At 63.9% G+C, this 21997-nt stretch carries 24 protein-coding genes; 14 read left to right on the forward strand and 10 right to left on the reverse strand.

The window, feature by feature from the left end:
* Positions 1-16: 16 nt before the first annotated feature.
* Complete coding sequence (locus ACIQUS_RS14490) at positions 17-823, reverse strand: TatD family hydrolase (RefSeq protein WP_403048010.1); 807 nt, start codon at positions 821-823, stop codon at positions 17-19.
* A 157-nt stretch (positions 824-980) separates the two neighbouring features.
* Between ACIQUS_RS14490 and ACIQUS_RS14495 the strand changes: the two genes are divergently transcribed.
* The 3 genes from ACIQUS_RS14495 to ACIQUS_RS14505 all read left to right on the forward strand — a co-directional run bounded on the left by ACIQUS_RS14495 (position 981) and on the right by ACIQUS_RS14505 (position 4462).
* Positions 981-2405 carry a transglycosylase SLT domain-containing protein gene (locus tag ACIQUS_RS14495; protein WP_403048011.1) on the forward strand — a complete coding sequence of 475 codons (1425 nt, stop codon included), beginning with the start codon at positions 981-983 and terminating at the stop codon, positions 2403-2405.
* A gap of 103 nt (positions 2406-2508) precedes the next feature.
* Positions 2509-2952: a DoxX family protein gene (locus ACIQUS_RS14500; protein ID WP_403048012.1), complete on the forward strand. Its 444-nt coding sequence runs from the start codon at positions 2509-2511 to the stop codon at positions 2950-2952.
* Between the two features lie 1201 nt (positions 2953-4153).
* A complete protein-coding gene (locus ACIQUS_RS14505) occupies positions 4154-4462 on the forward strand; it encodes a hypothetical protein (protein ID WP_403048013.1) in 309 nt (102 codons plus the stop codon).
* Between the two features lie 8 nt (positions 4463-4470).
* On the opposite strand, the gene ACIQUS_RS14510 is transcribed toward ACIQUS_RS14505, so the two are convergent.
* Entirely contained in the window at positions 4471-5688 is a 1218-nt protein-coding gene (locus ACIQUS_RS14510) for a DUF3422 domain-containing protein (RefSeq protein ID WP_403048014.1), read from the reverse strand.
* Positions 5689-5946: 258 nt separating this feature from the next.
* Here ACIQUS_RS14510 and greB point away from each other — a divergent pair, with 258 nt between their 5' ends.
* Positions 5947-6420: a transcription elongation factor GreB gene (gene greB, locus ACIQUS_RS14515; RefSeq protein WP_403048015.1), complete on the forward strand. Its 474-nt coding sequence runs from the start codon at positions 5947-5949 to the stop codon at positions 6418-6420.
* Between the two features lie 88 nt (positions 6421-6508).
* Here the strand turns inward: greB and ACIQUS_RS14520 are convergent, their stop codons facing one another.
* Positions 6509-6973 carry a hypothetical protein gene (locus ACIQUS_RS14520; RefSeq protein WP_403048016.1) on the reverse strand — a complete coding sequence of 155 codons (465 nt, stop codon included), beginning with the start codon at positions 6971-6973 and terminating at the stop codon, positions 6509-6511.
* On the opposite strand from ACIQUS_RS14520, the gene ACIQUS_RS14525 reads away from it, so the two are divergent.
* Complete coding sequence (locus tag ACIQUS_RS14525; RefSeq protein WP_403048052.1) at positions 6939-7106, forward strand: hypothetical protein; 168 nt, start codon at positions 6939-6941, stop codon at positions 7104-7106. The two genes, ACIQUS_RS14520 and ACIQUS_RS14525, sit on opposite strands and share 35 nt — an antisense overlap.
* Before the next feature lie 21 nt (positions 7107-7127).
* On the opposite strand, the gene ACIQUS_RS14530 is transcribed toward ACIQUS_RS14525, so the two are convergent.
* Positions 7128-9638: an ABC transporter permease gene (locus ACIQUS_RS14530; protein ID WP_403048017.1), complete on the reverse strand. Its 2511-nt coding sequence runs from the start codon at positions 9636-9638 to the stop codon at positions 7128-7130.
* A complete protein-coding gene (locus ACIQUS_RS14535; RefSeq protein ID WP_285863185.1) occupies positions 9638-10321 on the reverse strand; it encodes an ABC transporter ATP-binding protein in 684 nt (227 codons plus the stop codon). Before ACIQUS_RS14535 ends, ACIQUS_RS14530 begins: the two co-directional genes overlap by 1 nt.
* 10 nt (positions 10322-10331) lie before the next feature.
* Here ACIQUS_RS14535 and ACIQUS_RS14540 point away from each other — a divergent pair, with 10 nt between their 5' ends.
* The 3 genes from ACIQUS_RS14540 to ACIQUS_RS14550 all read left to right on the forward strand — a co-directional run bounded on the left by ACIQUS_RS14540 (position 10332) and on the right by ACIQUS_RS14550 (position 12367).
* Complete coding sequence (locus tag ACIQUS_RS14540; RefSeq protein WP_403048018.1) at positions 10332-10937, forward strand: arylesterase; 606 nt, start codon at positions 10332-10334, stop codon at positions 10935-10937.
* 56 nt (positions 10938-10993) lie between these two features.
* Positions 10994-11287 (forward strand): hypothetical protein, encoded by a 294-nt coding sequence (locus ACIQUS_RS14545; RefSeq protein WP_403048019.1) that lies wholly within the window; start codon positions 10994-10996, stop codon positions 11285-11287.
* 108 nt (positions 11288-11395) lie between these two features.
* A complete protein-coding gene (locus ACIQUS_RS14550) occupies positions 11396-12367 on the forward strand; it encodes a L,D-transpeptidase family protein (RefSeq protein ID WP_403048020.1) in 972 nt (323 codons plus the stop codon).
* Positions 12368-12494: 127 nt separating this feature from the next.
* On the opposite strand, the gene oprI is transcribed toward ACIQUS_RS14550, so the two are convergent.
* Entirely contained in the window at positions 12495-12746 is a 252-nt protein-coding gene (oprI, locus tag ACIQUS_RS14555) for an outer membrane lipoprotei OprI (protein WP_003259780.1), read from the reverse strand.
* A 509-nt stretch (positions 12747-13255) separates the two neighbouring features.
* On the opposite strand from oprI, the gene ACIQUS_RS14560 reads away from it, so the two are divergent.
* Complete coding sequence (locus tag ACIQUS_RS14560) at positions 13256-13537, forward strand: GNAT family N-acetyltransferase (RefSeq protein WP_136475380.1); 282 nt, start codon at positions 13256-13258, stop codon at positions 13535-13537.
* Positions 13538-13621: 84 nt separating this feature from the next.
* On the opposite strand, the gene ACIQUS_RS14565 is transcribed toward ACIQUS_RS14560, so the two are convergent.
* On the reverse strand, positions 13622-14698 hold the full coding sequence (locus ACIQUS_RS14565) for a 3-deoxy-7-phosphoheptulonate synthase (RefSeq protein ID WP_403048021.1): 1077 nt from the start codon (positions 14696-14698) through the stop codon (positions 13622-13624).
* A gap of 147 nt (positions 14699-14845) precedes the next feature.
* Positions 14846-15292, reverse strand: coding sequence for a PilZ domain-containing protein (locus ACIQUS_RS14570; protein ID WP_403048022.1), 447 nt, complete (start codon positions 15290-15292; stop codon positions 14846-14848).
* Between the two features lie 117 nt (positions 15293-15409).
* Here ACIQUS_RS14570 and ACIQUS_RS14575 point away from each other — a divergent pair, with 117 nt between their 5' ends.
* The 4 genes from ACIQUS_RS14575 (at position 15410) to cysB (ending at position 19097) form a co-directional block, all read left to right on the forward strand.
* Positions 15410-16366: a putative 2-dehydropantoate 2-reductase gene (locus ACIQUS_RS14575; RefSeq protein WP_403048023.1), complete on the forward strand. Its 957-nt coding sequence runs from the start codon at positions 15410-15412 to the stop codon at positions 16364-16366.
* A gap of 130 nt (positions 16367-16496) precedes the next feature.
* Positions 16497-17405, forward strand: a complete 909-nt coding sequence (locus ACIQUS_RS14580) for a 5'-nucleotidase (protein ID WP_403048024.1) — start codon at positions 16497-16499, stop codon at positions 17403-17405.
* Positions 17406-17499: 94 nt separating this feature from the next.
* On the forward strand, positions 17500-17997 hold the full coding sequence (locus ACIQUS_RS14585) for a universal stress protein (protein ID WP_403048025.1): 498 nt from the start codon (positions 17500-17502) through the stop codon (positions 17995-17997).
* A gap of 125 nt (positions 17998-18122) precedes the next feature.
* Complete coding sequence (gene cysB, locus ACIQUS_RS14590) at positions 18123-19097, forward strand: HTH-type transcriptional regulator CysB (RefSeq protein ID WP_045189882.1); 975 nt, start codon at positions 18123-18125, stop codon at positions 19095-19097.
* A gap of 46 nt (positions 19098-19143) precedes the next feature.
* On the opposite strand, the gene ACIQUS_RS14595 is transcribed toward cysB, so the two are convergent.
* Complete coding sequence (locus ACIQUS_RS14595; RefSeq protein WP_403048026.1) at positions 19144-20370, reverse strand: MFS transporter; 1227 nt, start codon at positions 20368-20370, stop codon at positions 19144-19146.
* Between the two features lie 134 nt (positions 20371-20504).
* Between ACIQUS_RS14595 and ACIQUS_RS14600 the strand changes: the two genes are divergently transcribed.
* Positions 20505-21092, forward strand: coding sequence for a TetR/AcrR family transcriptional regulator (locus ACIQUS_RS14600; protein ID WP_403048027.1), 588 nt, complete (start codon positions 20505-20507; stop codon positions 21090-21092).
* Positions 21093-21149: 57 nt separating this feature from the next.
* Here ACIQUS_RS14600 and ACIQUS_RS14605 read toward each other — a convergent pair whose 3' ends face one another.
* The gene (locus ACIQUS_RS14605) at positions 21150-21884 is read right to left on the reverse strand and encodes a phosphoadenylyl-sulfate reductase (RefSeq protein ID WP_403048028.1); all 735 of its coding nucleotides are present in this window, start codon (positions 21882-21884) and stop codon (positions 21150-21152) included.
* Positions 21885-21997: the final 113 nt, after the last annotated feature.

A 21997-nucleotide genomic window follows, 5' to 3' on the forward strand; every position in this document is an offset into this window, starting at 1 on the left:
GACGTGTTGATATGCGTCAAATAATCGCGGGCAGGTCGAAGAAGGCCCGGGCGCAGGCGGTGGTGTGGGCGGCCAGGTGCTCGGGGCTTTCGCCGCGGTGCAGGGCCACCTCGCGCAGCACTTCGGTGAGGAAGGCCGGCTCGTTGCGACCGTTTTTCGGCTTGGGCCGCAGGCTGCGAGGCAGCAGGTAGGGGGCATCGCTTTCCAGCATCAGGCGGCCCTGGGCGATGCTGCCTACCAAGGGATGCAGGTGGGTGCCGCGACGCTCGTCGCAGATCCAGCCGGTGATGCCGATGTGCAGGTCCAGGTCCAGGTAGCCGAACAGTGCCGCACGCTCGCCGGTAAAGCAGTGCACCACGGCGGCAGGCAAGTGGTGGCGGTAATCCTTGAGGATCGCCAGCAGGCGCTCGCTGGCATCGCGCTCATGCAGGAACACCGGCATCTGCAATTCCACCGCCAGGGCCAGTTGGGCTTCCAGGGCCTTTTCCTGCTGTGGGCGCGGCGAGAAGTCGCGGTTGAAATCCAGCCCGCATTCGCCTACCGCGCGCACCCGCGGCTGCGCCAGCAGATCACGCAGCTGACGGCTGCTGTCGGCATTCCAGCTGCTGGCGTCATGGGGGTGCACGCCGGCGGTGCTGAACAGCCGCTGGCCGCTTTCATCCAGCGCCAGGCACAGCTTAAGGGCCTGCTCGCTGCCTTCCAGGCTGGTGCCAGTGACCATCATCTGACGCACGCCGGCAGCCTCGGCGCGCTCGAGAACGGCCTGGTGCTTGTCGGCAAAACTTGGGTTGGTCAGATTGACGCCGATGTCGATGAGTTGCATGGTGCTACCTCAGGCCGGGGACCGGCCAGCATAGCAAAGCTCGAGGATTTTCGATAAATCCAAGAACTTCAATGAGTTGTCGTGGTCATTTGCAGTCATTTGTCATGTAGCGACTGCATTCTATGGCGCCAACCACAACCCGCGAGCCTTCTAACGGATGACGCGAGCGCTTTTCCTGTTGATCGTGCTGAGCTTCGGACTGCTTCAGGCAGGGCCGGCCAGTGCGCGCCTGCCCGGGCCGCAACAGACCGTGGCCAAGACCCAGGCCCGCGACCTGGCGCAGATCCGCAGCAGCCGGGTGCTCAAGGTGCTGGTCAACCAGAGCCGCAACAGTTCCGGCGAGGTCAAGGGTGAGTCGGTGGGCGTCGAGTACCATCGCCTGCGTGCCTTCGAGCACTACCTCAATGCCCGGGCCCTCGATGGCCAGGAAATAAGCCTGAAGATCATTCCCCGGGCCAAGGAGCAGTTACTGGCGGCCTTGCAACGCGGCGAAGCGGACCTGGTCGCGCCCGGCGAACTGCTCGATCCAACCTCCAGCCGCGGCCTGGTGGCCAGCGACCCGGTGGTGGACAAGGTGCCCATGGTGCTGGTGGGGCGCAAGGGCGAGCGCAGTTTCCAGCGGATCGAACAACTGTCAGGCCGTACCCTGGCCCTGACCAGCGCCAGTGCCGCCGGCGATACCCTGCACGAAATCAATCAGCAGCTGGCACTGCGCAAACTGGCGCCGATCAAGGTCGAGTGGGTCGACCCGACCCTGGCGGTGGAAGATGTGCTGGAAATGGTCCAGGCGGGGATCTATCACCTGACCGTGGTCGAACAGCCGATAGCCGAGCGCTGGGCCCGGGTCATGCCCAAGCTGCGGGTCGACCGCAAGGTCCAGGTGGCGGCGCCCGACGCCATGCGCTGGTATGTGCGGCGTGATGCGGTGATGCTGCACGCCAGCGTCGATCGCTTCCTGCAAGGCTACAAGCCGCCGCAGAACCAGGACGCGGCGTTCGAGCGCATCTACCGGCGTCTGTACCGGGTGCACAATCCCTTGGCGCGTAACGATCGCAAGCGTCTTGAGGCGCTGCGTCCGGTGTTGCAGCGCTACGCCAGCGAACAGGACATCGACTGGCTGAACCTGGCGGCGGTGGCCTTCAAGGAGTCCGGCCTCAATCCCTCGGCACGCGGTGCCGGGGGGGCTCATGGCCTGATGCAGATCACCCCCGGCGCCGCGCAGCGGGTGGGGGTGAGCAATATCAGCAGTGTCGATGGCAATGTACAGGCCAGTGCGCGGTACATGGCGCTGATCCGGCGCAAGTTCTTTTCCAGCAAGCAGCTCAACGAGCGTGAGCGCATGGCTTTCACCCTGGCGGCCTACAACCTGGGGCCCGAGCGGGTCCAGGCGATGCGTGCCGAAGCCCGTCGCCGTGGCCTGAACGGCAATCAGTGGTTCTTCCAGACCGAGCGTATTGCCATGGAGCAGGTGGGCATGGGGCCGGTCAGCTACGTCAACAGTGTCAACAAGTACTTCCTGGCCTTCGATCGTGAGCGTGAGTCGCTGGAGACTCAGGGGCGCAAGGTGGCAGGGCGAAAATAATCGAATTTGTCGATTTGTATGTCGCATTTTTTGCGATTTTACTATTTGCTGATTTGATTAATATGGCGCCCAACACCTTCTCACACACGCTTAAGGAAGCAACATGAACACTACCCTCAACGCCGTTTTCGCCAGCCGTGCCAGCTGGGGCCTGAGTGTCATCCGTATCATCGTCGGGATCATTTTCATGGCCCACGGCGCGCAAAAGCTCTTTGGTCTGTTTGGCGGTGGCGGCCTGGCCGGTACGGCGCAGTTCATGGAGAGCCTGGGGCTGGCGCCGGGGTTGCTGATGGCGTTGCTGTCGGGCGGTGCGGAGTTCTTCAGTGGCCTGGCGCTGGTGGTGGGTCTGCTGGTGCGGCCGGCGGCGCTGGCATTGACCGTGACCTTGATCGTGGCGATCTTTTCGGCGCATATCGGTAACGGGTTGTTCATGGCCAACAATGGTTATGAATTTGCCCTGGCATTGCTGGCCGGTACCGTGGCGCTGATGATCGAAGGGGCGGGGCGGTTGTCGCTCGATGGCCTGGTGGGTCGCGCCAAGGTGTAGCTGTTGCCGTAAGGCTGCGATTGAGCGCGAAGCGGTCGTATTGTTTGACCTGCCGAGGCACCAGGTGATCGAAGCCTGGTGCCTTGGTCGTTTTCGGGTTTGGGGTTTTGTGTGCTGATCCATTCGCGATGGTGACCTCACTTCACTTTTCGAGCTTCGCTCTGCTCTTGCTTTTGCTTCTAAGCGCGCGATATTCCAGGCGCCACCGATCGTCCCTTCAGGAGGCCGAGTGGAACCCTTGCGTAGTGGGGCGACGGCCATGGATGGCCGGCGAGCGCCGCAGGGCCAGGGACGGCCCTTCGGCGCGCCCCCGCGGGAGCAAGGGTGTAGCGAGGGTACCCGTAGCGCAGCGAAGGGCCGGATGCAGGGACACGGGTTTTGCCCACTTTTGCCTTCAAAAGTGGGTCGCCGTAAAGGCGAAACCAGCCGGCGGGGCCGCCGTAGAGAATGGATATGCTCACCGTTTTCAGTGCCAGCGCTTTGGTCTGGCGTGTTGCGAGCTGATCCATTCGCGATGGTGGCGCTGCTGGCCCCTTCCGCCCTTACGGCGGGCCACTTTGTCATGGCAAAGTGGCGCAAACCGTGCGTCCCTGCATCCGGCCCTGCGCTTCGCTACGGGTCCCTTCCCTCCGGCATTGCTCCCGCCGGGGCGCACCGAAGGGCCATCCATGGCCCTGCGGTGCTTGCAGGCCATCCATGGCCTGCACCCGGCTACGCAATACCTCCACTCAGCCTCCTGAAGGGACGAACCGTGTCGTCTGGGCTGGCGATGTACAAACAGCAAAGGCAAAGGCAAAGGCAAAGGCAAAGGAAAAAGCGAAAGCGAAATCGAAATGTAGCCGCTGCCGCCAGGCTGCGATCGACCGCGAAGCGGTCGTAGAACCAGTTGAAACATCGTGTTCATCGAGGTGCCTGGGTTGCGGCGGCTGCGCAGCCGATCGCAGCCTGGCGGCAGCGGCTACAAGAGTGCAGGCCGGGCCAGCTTGCCTGGCGGCTACCCGTCTGGAACGCGGCTTTTTTTGTATCCGGGGATGTTGACAGTCAGCCAGCCGCTTCTCTAGGATGCTGGCTAGCGCCGATTTAAACAGCTACTTGCGGGGCGCAGGGGAGCCCCAGGGTTTCACCAAATACCGCTAAAACGCTGGTTCGGTGACGCCTCCCACCGCAGCCCAGCGGGATTTGCGAGGCGGAGAAATTCTCCATGAGTTGTCCACGTACCAGTGTCTGCCTGACCCCCCTGCCTGCCAGCCAGGCCACCCGCGTGCCGCGTATCCTCCTGGGCGGCAGCCACCAACCCACACTCCTGCGTTTTCTCGATGGCTGGCCACGTCGCAAGGGCCGCGCTACCGCCTTCCTGATCCAGTTCGCCGCCACCCGCGACTCCCTCGGCCAGTTCGCCAGCGACCGCTTCGACCTCGCCGTGATCCAGTCACCCAGCGCCGAAGACGCCGCCGAGGTGATCGGCCACTTGACCCGGGTTGCCCGGCAAGGCCTGATCACCCGCGGTTGATCCTGCGCTCAATGCTCCTTGGCCTTCCTGATGCGCAACAGCACCACCACCAGGATCAGGATGGCCAGCGGCGCCAGTGCCAGCAGTCCATCACGCTCTGAAAGCGGCGCGCCCAAGGTGTGCAGTCCGGCGTAGATCAGCTTGAACAGACTCAGCAGGTAGTAGGTGATGGCGATGATCGACAGGCCTTCCACCGCCCGCTGGATCTTGATCTGCGACTCGGCGCGGGCGTTAAGGCTGCGCAGGATCTCGGCATTCTGCTCCTCCATCTCCACCTGTACCCGTGCCTGCAGCAGGTCGCCCAGGTTGGCGACGCTTTCGGCCAGGTGTTCAAGACGCTGCTCGGTGGCGGCGCAGTAGCGCACGGTGGGCTTGAAGCGACGTTCGATGAACACGCCCAGGCGCTGGCAATCGGCGACATGGCTTTCACGCAGTTCGCCCAGGCGCTCGAACACCAGTTGCGCATAGGCTTGGGTGGCGCTGAAACGGTGGCGACACTTCACCGAGCTGCCGACCACTTGTCGTGACAGTTGCGCGATGTCTTCGAGCAGCGCCTTGGCATTGCCGCCATCGCTGGCCACGTTGCGCTCCGACAGGCTGACCAGGGTGCGGTCATAGGCATCGAGCTGGCGGCTCAAGGTCTTGGCGGTGTCCAGCGCCAGCGAGGCCATCATCCGGTAGGTCTCGATCTCCAGCAGGCGGCGGATCATGCGGCCCTGGCGATAGGCATTGAGGCGATGGTTGATGAACAGGAAGCGGCTGCTGCCGTCCTCGGTCAGGCGAAAATCGCTCCAGACCACGGCGTCGCCGCCGCCGACGGAGGAGCCGCACGGGTCCTTGAAGCCATAACGCTCGAGGTCGAGCCCGGCTTTGTCGCGAACGATCACCTGCACCGCATTGATCACCTGTTGCTGGTACGGTTCCACCGCCTGGGCCAGTACCTGGGGCAGTGAGGTCCAGGTCAGTTCGCTGTGGTCGGCGGGCAGTACCAGGGTCAGGGTGAAGAACTCGGCATGGCGTTCCCATTTGAACGGGTAGCCGTCGAGCCGGGTAATGCCCTGGGCCGCATCAGGGTCGAAGACGTCCGGGCAGCAACGCTGCAGCAAGGCTTCGCAGTCGGTGCCGGTGCCGAGAAATGCCAGGTGGAAAACATGGGCCGGCTCGTCGAAGTACAGTGACGGGCGGGCGTGCAATTCGTTGTGCAGCGCTTTGCGTAGGGCATGCATGGGGGCGGGCCGTATTCTTGTGGTTGTTCGCGGTTCCAGGTGCCGTAGGGCACGTTCATGGGACTGGCCCGGGCTTGCGGGAGTCACGTGGCCCCGGGTTAATTCAGAAACTGCTTTCGCACAGGGTAGTCGCCTCCAGCGGCGGTGGTGCCTGGTCGAACTTTCATTATTTGTGTCGCCTGGCTGGTACAACTTGCCCGGTCTGAGGCACAGTTGCTGCTGGATCCGCCGACTGCCGGTTATCAAGCGAGAACACTGTTGAGTACCAAGATCATCACACGCGAAGGCTGCGACGCCTTGAAAGAGGAGCTGGACCACCTGTGGCGGGTCAAGCGCCCCGATATCACCCAGAAGGTGACCTGGGCAGCCTCCCTGGGTGATCGCAGCGAGAACGCCGATTACCAGTACAACAAGAAGTTGCTGCGGGAGATCGACCGGCGGGTTCGCTACCTGCGCAAGCGTCTTGAAGACATGCGTGTGGTCGACTATTCACCGGAGCAGGAAGGCCGGGTGTTTTTCGGCGCCTGGGTCGAGATCGAGAACGAAGAGGGGGAGACAAAGCGCTTTCGCATCGTCGGTTACGATGAAATCTACGGGCGCATGGACTACATCTCCATCGACTCGCCCATGGCCCGCGCACTGCTGAAGAAAGAGGTGGGGGACGAGGTCATCGTACAGACCCCGTCCGGCGAAATGTGCTGGTGGGTCAATGCCATCGACTATGTGAAATGACTGGGGGCTGAGCCCCGAAAGTGGGGGGAGTGGGGCAGGCGCTATCCCTGGCTTCGATGCCTGCCCCCGGAGCGTTTCGGGCTACAGCTCAGCGTAGTCCGCCCTTGTCATCTCCCGGTTGCGCGTGTACGCCACGGTCGTCTCCCGGTTCGCCGGCGGCATGAAGGCCGCGATCATCGCCCGGTTCGCCCGCTGCGTGAACGCCGTGATCGTCGCCAGGTTCGGCGTGAGTGCCCGAGCGGCCGGAAGACGAATTGCCGGCGCTGTGCCCGGAATGCCCGTCACCATGGTCACCACCGCTATGGCCGCTACCGCCGCTACCACTGCCGCCGTGTCCGCCTCCGCTGCCATGACCACCGCCTCCGCCACCGCCGCCGTGTCCACCACCGCCGCCATGTCCGCCGCCACCGCCGCCTCCACCTCCGTGTCCGCCACCGCCACCATCTTTGGCATAAGCGCTGGAAGAGCCAAGCAAGGTATCGGGTATCAACACCGTGGATGTCGTCAGAATGGCACCGATGGACAATGCCATTAAAGACTTCGTAATGCTCATGCGAACCTCCGTCGTGGCGCTTGGGTTTGGTCTTGCGAGGAGGACCAAAGCAAAGCGTGAGCCAACAATCATGGACGCCGTGGTGGCGATGACCGTGGTGACGGGTTCATTTCTGACGAAAGGCACGGGCTGATAGACGCGGTCGTTGGCGCAATCAGCCCTCGCGCAGCACCTGCAAAGGGCTGGCATTGAGCGCCCGGCGGGTGCCGTAGACACCTGCGCCACCCACCAGCAGGGCGCCGATGAGCGGTAGCACCAGCAGCCAGGGGTGCGGGCTCCAGTGCAGGTCGAAGGCATAGCGGTACAGCACCAGGGTGATCAGTTCGCAACCGATGGCGGCGAGCAGGCCGCTGGCGGCCCCCAGCAGGCCGAACTCGATGCGACGGGCCTTGGTCAGCAGGCCGCGCCCGGCGCCCAGTGCACGCAGCAGGGCGCCCTGGCGAATACGCTCGTCGAGGGTGGCCTGCAAGCCGGCGAACAATACCGCCAGGCCCGCCGCCAGCACGAACAGCAGCACGTATTCCACCGCCAGGGTGACCTGGGCAAGGATGCTGCGCAGCTGTTCCAGCAAGGCATCGACCTGCAGGATGGTGACCGCCGGGAACGCCCGCGACAGTGCCACCACTTGCTGGTCGTGGCCGGGGGCGAGGAAGAAGCTGGTCAGGTAGGTGGTGGGCAGGTCCGTGAGGGTGCCGGGCTGGAAGATCATGTAGAAATTGGGCTGGAAGCTGTCCCAGTTGACTGTGCGCAGGCTGCTCACCAGGGCCTGGCGTTGCTGGCCGCCGATGCTGAAGGTGAGCCGGTCGCCGAGCTTGAGCTTGAGGCTCTGGGCAAGTTCGGCCTCGACCGAAACGCCGGGCAGGTCGTTGCGCTCGCCGGGTGCGGTTTGCCACCACTGCCCCTCGCTCAAGGCATTGCCCGCCGGCAGGTCGGCGGCCCAGGTCAGGCTCAGGTCACGCTGCACGGCGCGATCGCCGGTGGATTCCTTGCTGACGATCTGCTGCACCGCCTGGCCGTTGATTTCGGTCAGGCGGCCGGGGATCACCGGGTACAGCGGTGCGGCCTCGGCGGAGAACTCGTTGAGGCGCTGGGCAAAGGTGTTCTTGTCGTCTGGCAGGATGTTCAGGGCGAAATAGTTGGGGGCGTCCTTGGGCAGCTGGTTCTGCCAGGTGTCCAGCAGCTCGGCACGCAGCAGGGCGATCAGCGCCATGGCCAGCAGGATCAGGCCGAAGGCCAGGGACTGTCCGGCCGCTGCCAGGGGGTGGCGCAGCAACTGGCCCAGGCCCAGGCGCCAGGCCAGTGGCGCGCCGGCGAGCAGGCGCCGCAGGCTGCGCAGGCCGAGCAACAACAGCCCACCGAGCAGTACGGCGGCGACCAGGCCACCGCCCAGCAGGGCGAAGGTCAGCAGCAGGTCCAGGCTCAGGCGCCACATGATCAGCCCCAGGGCCAGCAGCGCGGTGCCGTATACCAGCCAGCTGCTGGCGGGCACCGGCAGCAGGTCGCGGCGCAACACCCGCAACGGCGGTACCCGGCCCAGGGCGGCCAGCGGCGGCAGGGCAAAGCCGGCCAGGGCTACCAGGCCAGTGGCGATACCGGCCAGGGCCGGTGCCAGTCCACCGGGAGGAATCTGCGCCGGCATCAGGCCTTGCAACAGCTTGAACAGACCCAGTTGTGCCAGCCAGCCGAGCAGGGCGCCGCCCAGGGCCGCGAGACTGCCGAGGATCGCCAGTTGCAGGCAGAACAGGCCCAGTGCCTGGCGCCGCGACAGGCCCAGGCAGCGCAACAGCGCGCTGGCATCGAAACGGCGGCTGGCAAAGCGGCTGGCCGACAGGGCCACGGCGACGCCCGCCAACAGCACGGCCACCAGACTGGCCATGTTCAGGTAACGCTCGGCCTTGCCCAGGGCGCCGCCGATCTGCTGGTTGCCGTCGCGCGCGTCCTGCAGGCGTTGGTTCGGTGCCAGGCTTTTGCCGACACTGGCCTGGTAGCGCGCCAGGGCCTCGGGTTCGCCGCGCCAGAGATCGCGGTAGCTGACCCGGCTGCCGGGCTGAACCACACCGGTGGCCTCGAGGTCGGCAAGGTTGATCAGCACCCGAGGGGTGAGGCTGTAGAAGTTGCCGGCGCGGTCCGGCTCGTAGGTCAGTACCCGGCTCATGCGCAGGGTCTTCATGCCGACGTCGATGCTGTCGCCGATCTTCAGTTCCAGGGCCGCCAGCAGGCGCGGTTCGACCCAGGCTTCACCCGGCGCCGGGCCGCCGCCGCTGGACTCGCTGGCATAGGGTTCGGCGGCGCTGCGCAGTTCACCGCGCAGGGGATAGGCCGCATCGGCAGCCTTGATGCTTGATAGCTGGATGCCATTGTCGGTGGCAATCACGCTGGAGAATTCGACCACCTGGGCATGCACAAGGCCGGCAGCCTTGCCGCTGGCGATCTGTTCGGGCGTGGCCTGGGAGCTGCCGCGCAACACCAGGTCGGCGCCCAGGAACTCGGTGGCGCGCAACAGCATGGCGCTATTGAGGCGGGCGCCGAAGTAGCCGATGGCGGTACTGGCCGCCACCGCCACCAGCAGGGCGAAGAACAGCACGCGCAGCTCGCCGGCACGGGCGTCGCGCAACAACTGGCGCAGGGCCAGGACCAGCAGGCGGATAAACGGCAGGCGGGCCATCAGGCCTCCAGCGGCGCGACCAGGTGGCCGGCGTCCAGGCGGATCAGACGACGGCAGCGCTGGGCCAGGCGTTCGTCATGGGTGACCAGCACCAGGGTGGTGCCGCGCTCCTTGTTCAACTCAAACAGCAGGTCGCTGATGCGCTCGCCGGTATGGCTGTCGAGGTTGCCGGTGGGTTCGTCGGCGAACAGCACCGCAGGCTCGGCGGCGAAGGCCCGGGCGATGGCCACCCGTTGCTGCTCGCCACCGGACAGCTGGCGCGGCGAGTGGCTCAGGCGCTGGCCCAGGCCGACCCGCTCCAGCAGGCTGCGGGCGTGTTCACGGGCGTCACGGCGACCGTCCAGCTCCAGCGGCAGCATGACGTTCTCCAGGGCGTTGAGGCTGTCCAGCAGCTGGAACGACTGGAACACGAAGCCCACGTGCTCGGCGCGTACCCGGGCGCGCTGGTCTTCATCCAGCGGCCCGAGGTCGTGACCGGCCAGGGTCACGGAGCCTGCGCTGGGCAGGTCGAGGCCGGCCAGCAGGCCGAGCAGGGTCGACTTGCCCGACCCCGAGGCACCGACAATGGCCAGGCTGTCGCCTTGTTTCAATTCCAGCGAAAGCGCGTGCAGGATGGTCAGGTCGCCTTCCGCGCTGGGAACCACTTTGCTAAGGTTGCGCGCAGTGAGAATGCTGGGGCCCATGGAGAATCCGATGCGAGTATGGTTGTTGAGTGCCGGCCTGGCCTTGATGTGCATGACCCAGGGGGCCGTCGCAGGTACCGTGCTGGTCGTCGGCGATAGTATCAGTGCCGCTTTCGGCCTGGATACCCGCCAGGGCTGGGTCGCCTTGCTGGAACAACGCCTCAGGAGCGAGGGTTTCGACGCCAGGGTGGTCAACGCCTCGATCAGCGGCGACACCAGTGCCGGGGGCCAGGCGCGGCTGCCGGCGCTGCTTGCAGAGCACAAGCCGGAGCTGGTGGTGCTGGAACTGGGGGGCAATGACGGCCTGCGTGGGCAGTCGCCAAAGCAATTGCAACAAAATCTTGCCTCGATGATCGACCGCTCCCGCGAGGCCGGGGCCAAGGTGCTGTTGCTGGGCATGCGCTTGCCACCCAACTACGGCAAGCGATACACCGATGCCTTCGCTCAGGTCTATGTCGACCTGAAGACCGAGAAACAGGTGGCGCTGGTGCCGTTTTTCCTCGAGGGGGTGGGCGGTGTACCCGAGCTGATGCAGCCTGATGGCATCCATCCGGGGCAGGGTGCCCAGCAAAGGTTGCTGGAAAATGCCTGGCCGCAACTAAAACCGCTGCTTTGACGCTTTTATAGTGACCGGCTTTCGGCTAATGTTGCGCCCCCGATTTGGAGCCCCCGATGCCGCGTCCCGCCTGGTCCCTGTATGCCTATCAATTGATCGAGCCTGACGAACAGCTTGACCTGTTCGCCTGCCAGGAGATCCGCGTCCATCTGGTGGCCCGTCAGCTCGAGCTGGGTGGCTCGGCCGACCGCACCCTGTGCGGCACCTTGCTGCCGGCGCAGCCGCGCTGGTCGGTGGTCGAACGCGGTATTTATCGCGACCGCCGCCTGTGCGCGCTGTGCCGGGCCATTCTCGACGCCCAGCGTCGTGGCACACGGCCAGTGTGGCCGGAGCTGGAGCTGTCGAGATAGCCTTTCATCCCCTGTAACGCCTTCAACGGCCCGGATCCCTCCCGATTGTGCTGGCGTAGGTGTACAATCGTCTTCTTGACCTCACTGAATTAGCGAAGGATTTCCCGGATGTTGCCGCGCTTTCCCGCCGTCACCCGTTGCCTGTCCCTGGCCGCCCTGCTGGCGGCAGGGCCTGCTGCTGCGCTGGAGTTTCCCCTGCCACCGCCTGGTGAAGACGTCATTGGCCAGGTCCAGGTGATCAAGGCCAAGTACGAAGACACCTTCGCCGATATCGGCACCGCCAACGACCTGGGCTACCTGGAAATGATCGCCGCCAACCCCGGCGTCGACCCCTGGCTGCCTGGCGCCGGCACCGAGATCATCCTGCCGACCCGCTTCATCCTGCCGCCGGGTCCGCGCGAAGGCATCGTCATCAACCTGGCCGAGTACCGCATGTACTACTACCCGAAAGGGCAGAACGTGGTGCACACCTACCCGCTGGGCATCGGCCGTGAAGGCTGGGGCTCGCCGATCGCCAACACCAAGGTCACGGCCAAGACGCCGAACCCGACCTGGACGCCACCGGCCTCGATCCGCAAGGAGCACGCCGAAGATGGTGACATCCTGCCAGCCGTGGTGCCGGCAGGTCCGGACAACCCGCTGGGACCGTTCAAGTTCACCCTGGGCGTACCGGGTTACCTGATCCACGGCTCGAACAAGAAGTTCGGCATCGGCATGCGCACCAGCCACGGCTGCTTCCGCATGTTCAACAACAACGTGCTGGAGCTGGCCAAGATGGCCCCGGTCGGTGTGGCGGTGCGCATCATCAACGAGCCGTACAAGTTCGGCCTCAGCGCCGGCAAGGTCTACCTGGAGGCGCACACGCCGCTCAACGACAAGGGCGATCCTTCGGTGGTCGACAAGCACACTGCGGTGATCAACGCCATGCTCAAGCGCGAAGACCTGGCCAACAACATGCGCATGAACTGGGACATGGTGCGTGATGTGATCGCTGCCGAAGATGGCATGCCGGTGGAAATCGCCGTACCTGTCACGGCCCAGCAGCCGATGGTCTCGAGCGTACCGCTAGACCTGCAGTAACCTGCACTGCTGCACCCGAGGCCTGCCATTGCGCAGGCCTCGTCGTTTCTGGTGGTTACTTTCGCCTGGGCAATAAAAAAGCCGACCCACAAGTGGGTCGGCTCCAAATAAAAATCCCGAGGGATAATTACTTACGGCTGGCTTTGTCCAGCATACGCAGAGCGCGCTCGTTAGCTTCGTCGGCGGTCTGTTGAGCTTTTTGAGCTGCAGCCAGAGCGTCGTCGGCTTTGCGGTAGGCTTCGTCAGCGCGAGCTTGTGCACGAGCAGCTGCGTCTTCGGTAGCGGTCAGGCGAGCTTCGGTTTCTTTCGATACGCTGCTGCAACCGGTAGCCAGAACTGCGGCCAGAGCCAGAGCAGAAAATTTCAGAACGTTGTTCATCGTGTTCCCCTTCAAGGACTTTCTATTAAATAGCCATCTCTCAAGAAAGAGAAACTGGCCGGCGTACATAGTACCCATTACTTGTAGTAAGTAAACTGACAGAGCGCAAGAACTGCAAAAAAATGCGCTTGCGCCGGACTCGCCACCCTGGTTTCAGGGAAACCCTGAGGGCGTTTCCTGTACGGGCCTCAATTAGTGTAGCAAACTTGTTTTTTGTTGAACTAATAGTGACTTGAAGTGTCCTCCGGCGTCATAGCACTAGAACATCCGGTGACAGATCTGGCCCGCGCCCGGCGCCTGGTTCGCCCGCTGCAAGTGCGCGAATTTTTTACGACCAGCCGCCTTGAGTATCCGGGCCGGGGGCGCCTACTATTTGTACGTGCTCAATGGCCAGAGAACGCCCCTGCAATTCTTGCTGTCCAAACGGGCACGGGGTGGCGTAGAGGTTCCTTCGCCGGACAAACATCGGTAAGGTAGGGGTCAGATCATAAGACCCGCGAGGAGTAGTGATGAGCGAGGCGTTGTCCATCCACCATGACCAGGCTGGTCATCAATTCGAGACCAATGTGGACGGTCATCGTGCTTACCTGACCTACATGGACCTGGGTAAACAGACCCTGGATATCTACCGCACCTTTGTTCCCAATGCGTTGCGGGGCCGGGGTATTGCCGCGGCGTTGACCGAGAAGGCGCTGCAGTACGCAGAAGACATGGGCTACACCGTGATTCCGTCATGCTCGTACGTGGAACGTTACATGGAGCGCCAGCAGCGGCACTCCACCAAGGCCTGAGAATCGCGAAGGGCAGCCAGCGGGCTGCCATTCACCGCACACACAAAAACGCCGGGCAATGCCCGGCGTTCTTGTATTCGCCTGTCAGGCGCGGTTGCGTTTGGGCAACACGTCCTTGAGCTTGGCGTGCATGCTGCGCAGGGTCTTCTCGGTGGCTTCCCAGTCGATGCAGGCGTCGGTGATCGATACACCGTACTGCAGGTCGTCGAGGTTCTTCGGAATGGCCTGGCAGCCCCAGTTCAGGTGGCTTTCGACCATCAGGCCGATGATCGACTGGTTGCCTTCGAGGATCTGGTTGGCGACGTTCTCCATCACCAGCGGTTGCAGGGCCGGATCCTTGTTGGAGTTGGCGTGGCTGCAGTCGACCATGATGTTCGGCTTGATCTTCGCCTTGACCAGCGCCTGCTCGCACAGGGCGACGCTGACCGAGTCATAGTTGGGCTTGCCGTTGCCGCCACGCAGTACCACGTGACCATAGGCGTTGCCCTTGGTGGTGACGATGGACACGCCACCTTCCTGGTTGATACCCAGGAAACGGTGCGGGCTGGAGACCGACTGCAGGGCGTTGATCGCCACGGTCAGGCCACCATCGGTACCGTTCTTGAAGCCCACGGCCGACGACAGGCCCGAGGCCATCTCGCGGTGGGTCTGGGATTCGGTGGTGCGGGCGCCGATGGCCGACCAGCTGATCAGGTCCTGCAGGTACTGCGGGGAAATCGGGTCGAGGGCTTCGGTGGCGGTGGGCAGGCCCATTTCCGCCAGGTCCAGCAGTAGCTGGCGACCGATGTGCAGGCCATCCTGGATCTTGAACGAGTCGTCCAGGTACGGGTCGTTGATCAGGCCTTTCCAGCCCACCGTGGTGCGCGGCTTCTCGAAGTACACGCGCATGACCAGGTACAGGGTGTCGGACACTTCGGCGGCCAGGGCCTTGAGGCGCTGGGCATACTCGTGGGCAGCCTTGATGTCATGGATCGAGCAGGGGCCGATCACCACGAACAGGCGGTGGTCCTTGCCGTCGAGGATATTGCGCACCACTTCGCGGCCCGCAGTCACGGTCTTGAGCGCGGTGGCGCTCAGGGGAATTTCCTTCTTGAGCTGATCAGGGGTGATCAAGGTCTCGTTGGAGGCAACGTTTAAGTCATCGATCGGTAAATCAGCCATCGTGTTACTCGTCAGGTCACGGGTGCCGGCCGCCAGCGATCCCCGTGCGGCGGAGCAGCAAGATTGTACGCAGCGGGAAGCCGAACCTTAGCGCGTTACACCGTGGCTCGACAATGGGCAGAGCCCGCAGGGACGGGGTTTTTGTCGTTAAACGAGGATCTGGCGGGTATGGGTGGCCTCAAGGCTGGCTTCGGAGAACTCACCGGCGTGCAGGCTGACCCATTGCTGGGCGAGGGCCTCAAGGTCGGCCGGGGTGCTGGCGCCGAGCGCCTGCTGCTGATACAGGTGCTGGATCTGGCACACCTGTTCGCTCATGCGTGCGCCGAACAACGCCTGCTCGTCAATGAACGCGATGCCGACCCGGTAGCCGTCCTGCTGCTTCTGGCACCAGGCGACATAACCGGGGTAACGTGCGCTGTCGCCCAGTGAGGGGATGATCATTTCCACGGCCATGCCGCGGCGGTAGGCGCGAGGGTGGTTGCAGGCGATACCGCCCAGGCTGATAGTGTGCAGTCGCTGGCGAAACAGACTCGGCGACGGGCGCAGGGCCAGTTCGACCGGTACATCGTCCGGGTGAGGCAGAAAGCCACGCATGTTCGACTCCGTGTCGTTTTTTTGACCTTGTTCGCCTCAGTATAGTGAAGCTGGGTAAAGCGTTTGATTTGCGTGAAAAATAATTGAATAAAAAGTGAACAATAAGAGGAGGGCGGGATGAACACGAGCAAGCCGCGTATCGGCATCATCGGCACCGGCGCCATCGGCGGCTATTACGGCCTGATGCTGGCCAGGGCCGGATTCGATGTGCACTTTCTCCTGCGCAGTGAGTTCGACACCGTCAACGCCCGGGGCCTGCGGATCGAGAGTGCGCTCCATGGCACCCTGCAGATGCCGGTGCAGGCCTATGCCAACGCCGCCGACATGCCGCCTTGTGACTGGCTGCTGGTGGGCGCCAAGTCCACCAGCAATGCCGAACTGGCGCCATTGATCGCCACGGCTGGCGCGGCGGATGCCAAGGTGGTGCTGCTGCAAAATGGCCTGGGCGCGGAAGAAAAGCTGCGCCCCTTGCTGCCTGACGGCCTGCACCTGCTGGGCGGCCTGTGCTTTATCTGCGTCAACCGCGAGGCGCCGGGGGTGATCCGCCACCAGGCCCTGGGGGCGGTGAACCTGGGTTATCACAGTGGTCCTGCAGCGCACGCGGCGGCACGCCAGGCGATTGCCGACGCCGGGGCCGACCTGTTCCGGGCAGCCGGCATCGACTCCCAGGCCATGGCCAACCTGGACCATGCGCGCTGGCAAAAACTGGTGTGGAACGTGCCCTACAACGGCTTGTCGGTGCTGCTCAAGGCCAGCACCACGCCGCTGATGGCCGACCCGGACAGCCGTGAATTGATCCAGGCACTGATGGCCGAGGTGGTGCAAGGGGCGCAGGCCTGTGGCCATGAGCTGCCCCAGGGCTATGCTGAGCATCTGTTCGCGGTCACCGAAAAAATGCCCGACTACTGGCCGAGCATGTACCACGACTTTGCCCAGCGCCGGCCGCTGGAGCTGGACGTGATCTATGCCGAGCCCCTGGCCCGGGCCCGCGAGGCCGGCTGCAGCTTGCCGCGCATCGAGGCGCTGTACCAGGCGCTGGCGTTCATCGACCGGAGTAACCTGAAAGGGGTTTGAGGTTGCGAGCGCTGCGCGCTCGGTCGCAGGCTTCGCCAGCTCCCACAGAGGGGTTTGGGGTCAGTACACATTGTGGGAGCTGGCAAAGCCAGCGATCAGGCCTGCATTTACCGCACAAGAGGAAGCGTGCATGAGCAAGAACCTGGGCGACAAGCTGGTCGTCGCCATCTCTTCCAGGGCGCTGTTCGACCTCAGCGAGAGCCATCGGATTTACCTGGCGCAAGGGGTCGAGGCCTATCGCCAGTACCAGATCGAGCACGAGGACGAAGTGCTCGAGCCTGGGGATGCCTTTGCACTGGTGCAGAAACTGCTGGGCCTCAATGCCCACCTGGGCCAGCCCCGAGTCGAGGTGGTGCTGGTTTCGCGCAACAGTGCCGACACTGGCCTGCGGGTGTTCAACTCCATCGAGCAGCACGGGCTGGGCATCTACCGTGCCGCCTTTGTCGGTGGCCGCAGTCCGTATCCGTACCTGGCGGCCTTCGGTTGCCACCTGTTCCTGTCCACCGATGCCGATGACGTTCGCAGTGCCTTGGATGCCGGCTTCGCCGCAGCGACCATTCTATCCGGCGGGGCCCGGCGCGAGGCCAGTGATGAACTGCGCATCGCCTTCGACGGTGATGCGGTGCTGTTTTCCGACGCATCCGAACGGGTCTACCAGTCGGGCGGACTCGAAGCCTTCCAGGCCAGTGAACGCCTGTCGGCTCGCGAGCCGTTGCACGGTGGTCCGTTCAAGCCGTTCCTGGCCGCGCTCAACCAGTTGCAGAAGGAGTTTCCCGACGGTGCCTGTCCGATTCGCACGGCGCTGGTCACGGCACGCTCGGCGCCAGCCCACGAACGGGTGATCCGCACCTTGCGCGAGTGGGACGTGCGCCTGGACGAGTCATTGTTCCTCGGTGGCCTGGACAAGTCGGCATTCCTCGAGGCCTTTGCCGCCGACGTGTTCTTCGATGACCAGGTCGGTCACTGTGAGCGGGCGCGCAGTGTGGTCGCAACGGGCCATGTACCCCATGGCATCAGCAACGAACCGACCCCGGGCTAGGCCGCGGGTGCCGTGCGCCGGACGGAAACGGCGCATCACCTGCACGCTGCTAAGCTGAAGCTTGCGCTGCCCAGGCGGCAGTCAAGGAGGTCGAATGATCCGCTCCATGCTCTACGCCACCGACCTCGGTGTGTATGCGCCTTTTGTCATGCAGCACGCGCTGGCCCTGGCGCGTACCTTCGGTGCGGAGCTTTATGTGATTCATGCCGTCGAACCCATGGGGCAGTTCGCCGAGTCGCTGCTGCAAAGCTATCTGGATGAGCAGACCCTGGATCAGTTACACAGCCAGGGTGTCAACACGGTGATGGCCAATATCGAACAGCGCGTTCTGGAAAACTTTCGTGACGAGTTGGGCGAGGAGGCGGACCTTGCCCTGATCAAGGCGGTGCGCGTGCGCCAGGGCGACCCGGCCCAGGTGATTCTTGAGCAGGCCCAGCGCCTGAGCGTCGACCTGCTGATCTTTGGCAGCCACAGCCAGGGGGCGGGCGTGGATATTCCCATCGGTCGTACGGCGGTGCGCCTGCTGCAACTGTCGCCGGTGCCGGTGTACATGGTGCCGCTGGCCCAACATCTTGGGCGTAGGAGAGCCTGAAAGGGCGATGTGGGGGATTTCCCGTTACACTGCCAAAATAGTTCTAGATTTATTCTTCAAACCACTAATATAGTTATAAATCGTCGCTGCTGCCGGTGACGCCCCCGCTGATTTGAGGGATACCTATGAAGCTTCAACAATTGCGCTACATCTGGGAAGTGGCGCACCACGACCTCAACGTCTCCGCGACAGCGCAGAGCCTGTATACGTCCCAGCCGGGCATCAGTAAACAGATCCGCCTGCTTGAAGACGAACTCGGCGTGGAAGTTTTCGCCCGCAGCGGCAAGCACCTGACCCGTGTCACCCCGGCGGGTGAGCGGATCATCACCACCGCTGGCGAGATCCTGCGCAAGGTCGAGAGCATCAAGCAGATCGCCCAGGAATTCTCCAACGAGAAGAAGGGCACCCTGTCGATCGCCACCACCCACACCCAGGCGCGTTACGCCCTGCCGCCGGTGATCAGCAGCTTCATCAAGCAGTACCCGGAAGTGGCCCTGCACATGCACCAGGGCTCGCCGATGCAGATCGCCGAAATGGCCGCTGACGGCACCGTGGATTTCGCCATCGCCACCGAAGCCCTGGAGCTGTTCGGTGACCTGGTGATGATGCCGTGCTACCGCTGGAACCGTTGCGTGGTGGTGCCGCAAGGCCATCCACTGACCAAGCTGCCGAAGCTGACCCTCGAAGCCCTGGCCGAATACCCGATCGTTACCTACGTGTTCGGTTTCACTGGCCGCTCCAAGCTCGACGAGGCGTTCAGTCATCGCGGGCTGACCCCGAAAGTGGTGTTCACCGCCGCCGACGCCGACGTGATCAAGACCTACGTGCGCCTGGGCCTGGGCGTGGGCATCGTGGCCAAGATGGCCGTCGACACCAAGCTCGACAACGACTTGGTGGTGCTCGATGCCAGCGAGCTGTTCGAGTCCAGCGTGACCAAGATCGGCTTCCGCCGTGGCACCTTCCTGCGGGGTTTCATGTGCGACTTCATCGAGAAGTTCGCCCCGCACCTGACCCGCGAAGTGATGGCCAAGGCCATCCAGTGCCACAACAAGCAAGAGCTTGAAGAGCTGTTCGAAGGCGTCGAGTTGCCTGTGCACTGATCCAGGCGACGGCGAAATGAAAAAACCGGCCCCAGGGCCGGTTTTTTCATTTCGCCGGAGCGTCCATCGCGCAGCTGGCAGCGGGCGAGCCCTGGGCACGCAGGCGCTGATGCCCCCACAGCGCCACCAGCAGCACCAGGGCTGCGGCGCACAGCGCGACGTCGAATCCGGCCCGGGCGCCGCCGTCATCCACCACGTGGCCGGATGCCGCTGCGCCCAGTGCGATACCGATGTTCAGCCCGGCAAGTAACCAGGTCATGCCTTCGGTCAGGCGCTGCTCGGGCACCAGGCGCTCGATCAGCGACATCGCCACGATCAGGGTGGGGGCGAAGAACAGGCCTGCCACCAGCACGGCAGCAGCCAGCGCGGGAATGCTGTCGGCCAGCAGCAGGGGCAGGGTGGTTGCGGCTGTCATCAGGCCGCCCAGCAACAACAGTCGATGCAGCGGGGTTTGCAGCTTGAGCGTGCCGAACAGCAGGCCGGCCAGGCAGGATCCCAGGGCATAGGCAGACAACACCAGGCTGGCTGCCGCAGGCTGGCCCATGTGCTCGGCAAAGGCCACGCTGACGATATCCACTGTACCGACGATGATGCCCATGGCCACCATCAGCAGGGTCAGCAAGCGCACGTTTGCCGAACGAATCACCGATCCCTGGCGGTCCATGTCGGCTTCTTGCGCCAGCACCGGCGGCTCGCTGCCGCGTTGTATCACCAGGGCGAACACACCCACCACCAGCAACAGCGCCGCTGCCAGCGGGCCAGCCTGGGGAAGCACCGCCACACACAGCCCGACCGACAGCGGAGGGCCGGCGATGAAGGTGACTTCATCGAGCACCGTCTCCAGCGAGTAGGCCGTTTGCAGGCAGGGCTGGCCCCGGTAGATCGCTGTCCAGCGTGCCCGCACCATGGCCGACAGGCTGGGCATGAAGCCGGCGAGCAGGGCGCCGATGAACAGGGTCCAGTCGGGTGCTTGCCACCAGGCACTGGCGGGCAGGAGCAGCAGGCCGATAACGCTGACCGCAGTGGCGGCGGGCAGTACGCGACGTTGCCCGTGCCGATCCACCAGGCGGGAGACCTGCGGCGACAGCAGCGCATAGGCCAGCACGAAGGTGGCCGACACGGCGCCTGCCAGCGCGTAGCTGCCACGTAGCTGCGAGAGCATGGTGATGATGCCGATGCCTGTCATGGGCAGCGCAATCCGCGCCAGCAGGCCCGCCAGGGCAAAACCCGTAGTGCCGGGTGCATTGAAAAGTTCACGATAAGGGTTGGCCATTTCGTTCTCCATGGGCGTGCGCTTGCCTTGGTCTGGCGGCGCGGCGACAATACATACAGTGCGTATGAATAAGCAGCCTATATTCATACGTGATGAATGTAAATAAACATGCAGTCCGTATGTAAGGGGGATGAATGGTTCGTCGCACCCGCGCCGAGATGGAAGAAACCCGTGCCACGCTGCTGGCGACTGCTCGAAAAGTCTTCAGCGAACGTGGCTATGCCGATACCTCGATGGATGACCTTACTGCGCAGGCGAGCCTGACCCGTGGCGCGCTCTACCACCATTTCGGCGACAAGAAAGGCTTGTTGGCGGCGGTGGTGGAGCAGATCGACGCCGAGATGGATGCGCGCCTGCAAGCCATTTCCGATGCGGCGCAAGACCCCTGGGAAGGCTTTTGCCAGCGCTGTCGCGTCTACCTGGAAATGGCCCTGGAGCCGGACATCCAGCGCATCGTGCTGCGCGATGCCAGGGCGGTGCTGGGTGGCGCTTCGCCGGACGCGCAGCGCCAGTGTGTCGAGTCGATGGGGCGTCTGATCGATGCGCTCATGCAGCAAGGCATTGTCGCCAGGGCCAATCCGCAGGCGTTGGCATCGCTGATCTACGGTAGCCTGGCCGAAGCGGTGTTCTGGATCGCGGAAGGCAATGACGGGAATGCGCGGCTGGCGCAAGGCGTTGCGGCGCTGGAGCTGTTGTTGCGCGGGATGTTGCTTAAGACGTAGTCATCCGCTGCCAGGCGTGCAAGCATGCCTGGCAGCGGTGCTCTGCGATGGCGGGTTTCAACCCTTGGTGATCAGGTTGCCAGCGTGCAGCCCGCATTCCTTCTGGGTCGACTCCTCCCACCACCAGCGCCCCTCGCGCTCGTGCTGGTTGGGCAGCACAGGGCGGGTGCAGGGTTCGCAGCCGATGCTGATGAAGCCGCGTTCGTGCAGGCTGTTGTAGGGCAGCTCGAGCATGCGGATATAGCCCCAGACTTCCTCGCTGGTCATCTGTGCCAGCGGGTTGAATTTGTACAGGGGATGCTCGGGGGTGGAGAAGGCGCCGTCGATCTCCAGGGCCGCCACCTGGCTGCGGGTGCCCGGGCTCTGGTCGCGGCGCTGGCCGGTGGCCCAGGCACTGACGGTGCTCAGCTTGCGGCGCAGCGGTTCGATCTTGCGGATGCCGCAGCATTCGCCGTGGCCGTCCTTGTAGAAGCTGAACAGGCCTTTTTCCTTGACGAAAGGGTCGAGCTTGCTGCGATCGGGGGAGAGGATCTCGATCGGCAGGTTGTAGTGCTCGCGCACCTGGTCGATGAAGCGGTAGGTCTCCGGGTGCAGGCGACCGGTGTCGAGGCTGAACACCTTGACGTTCTTGTTCAGCTTCCAGGCCATGTCCACCAGCACCACGTCTTCGGCGCCGCTGAAGGAAATCCACAGGTCATCGCCAAAGTGCTCGAAGGCGAGCTTGAGGATGTCTTGCGGGGACTTGTTGGCATAGGTCGCGGCCAGGGCGGCGACGTCGAAGGGTTGGCTCATCAGGCGGCTTCCGGTCATTGAATGGCGCTTGGCGCTCGTAATACCCCGATCTTAACAAAAATTGCCGGGGCCGACGCCGCGCATGTAGAGTGCGGCTTCCCATTTTTGGCGTT

The sequence above is a fragment of the Pseudomonas sp. NPDC090755 genome, from assembly GCF_044769005.1.
In the GTDB taxonomy this organism is placed as follows: domain Bacteria; phylum Pseudomonadota; class Gammaproteobacteria; order Pseudomonadales; family Pseudomonadaceae; genus Aquipseudomonas.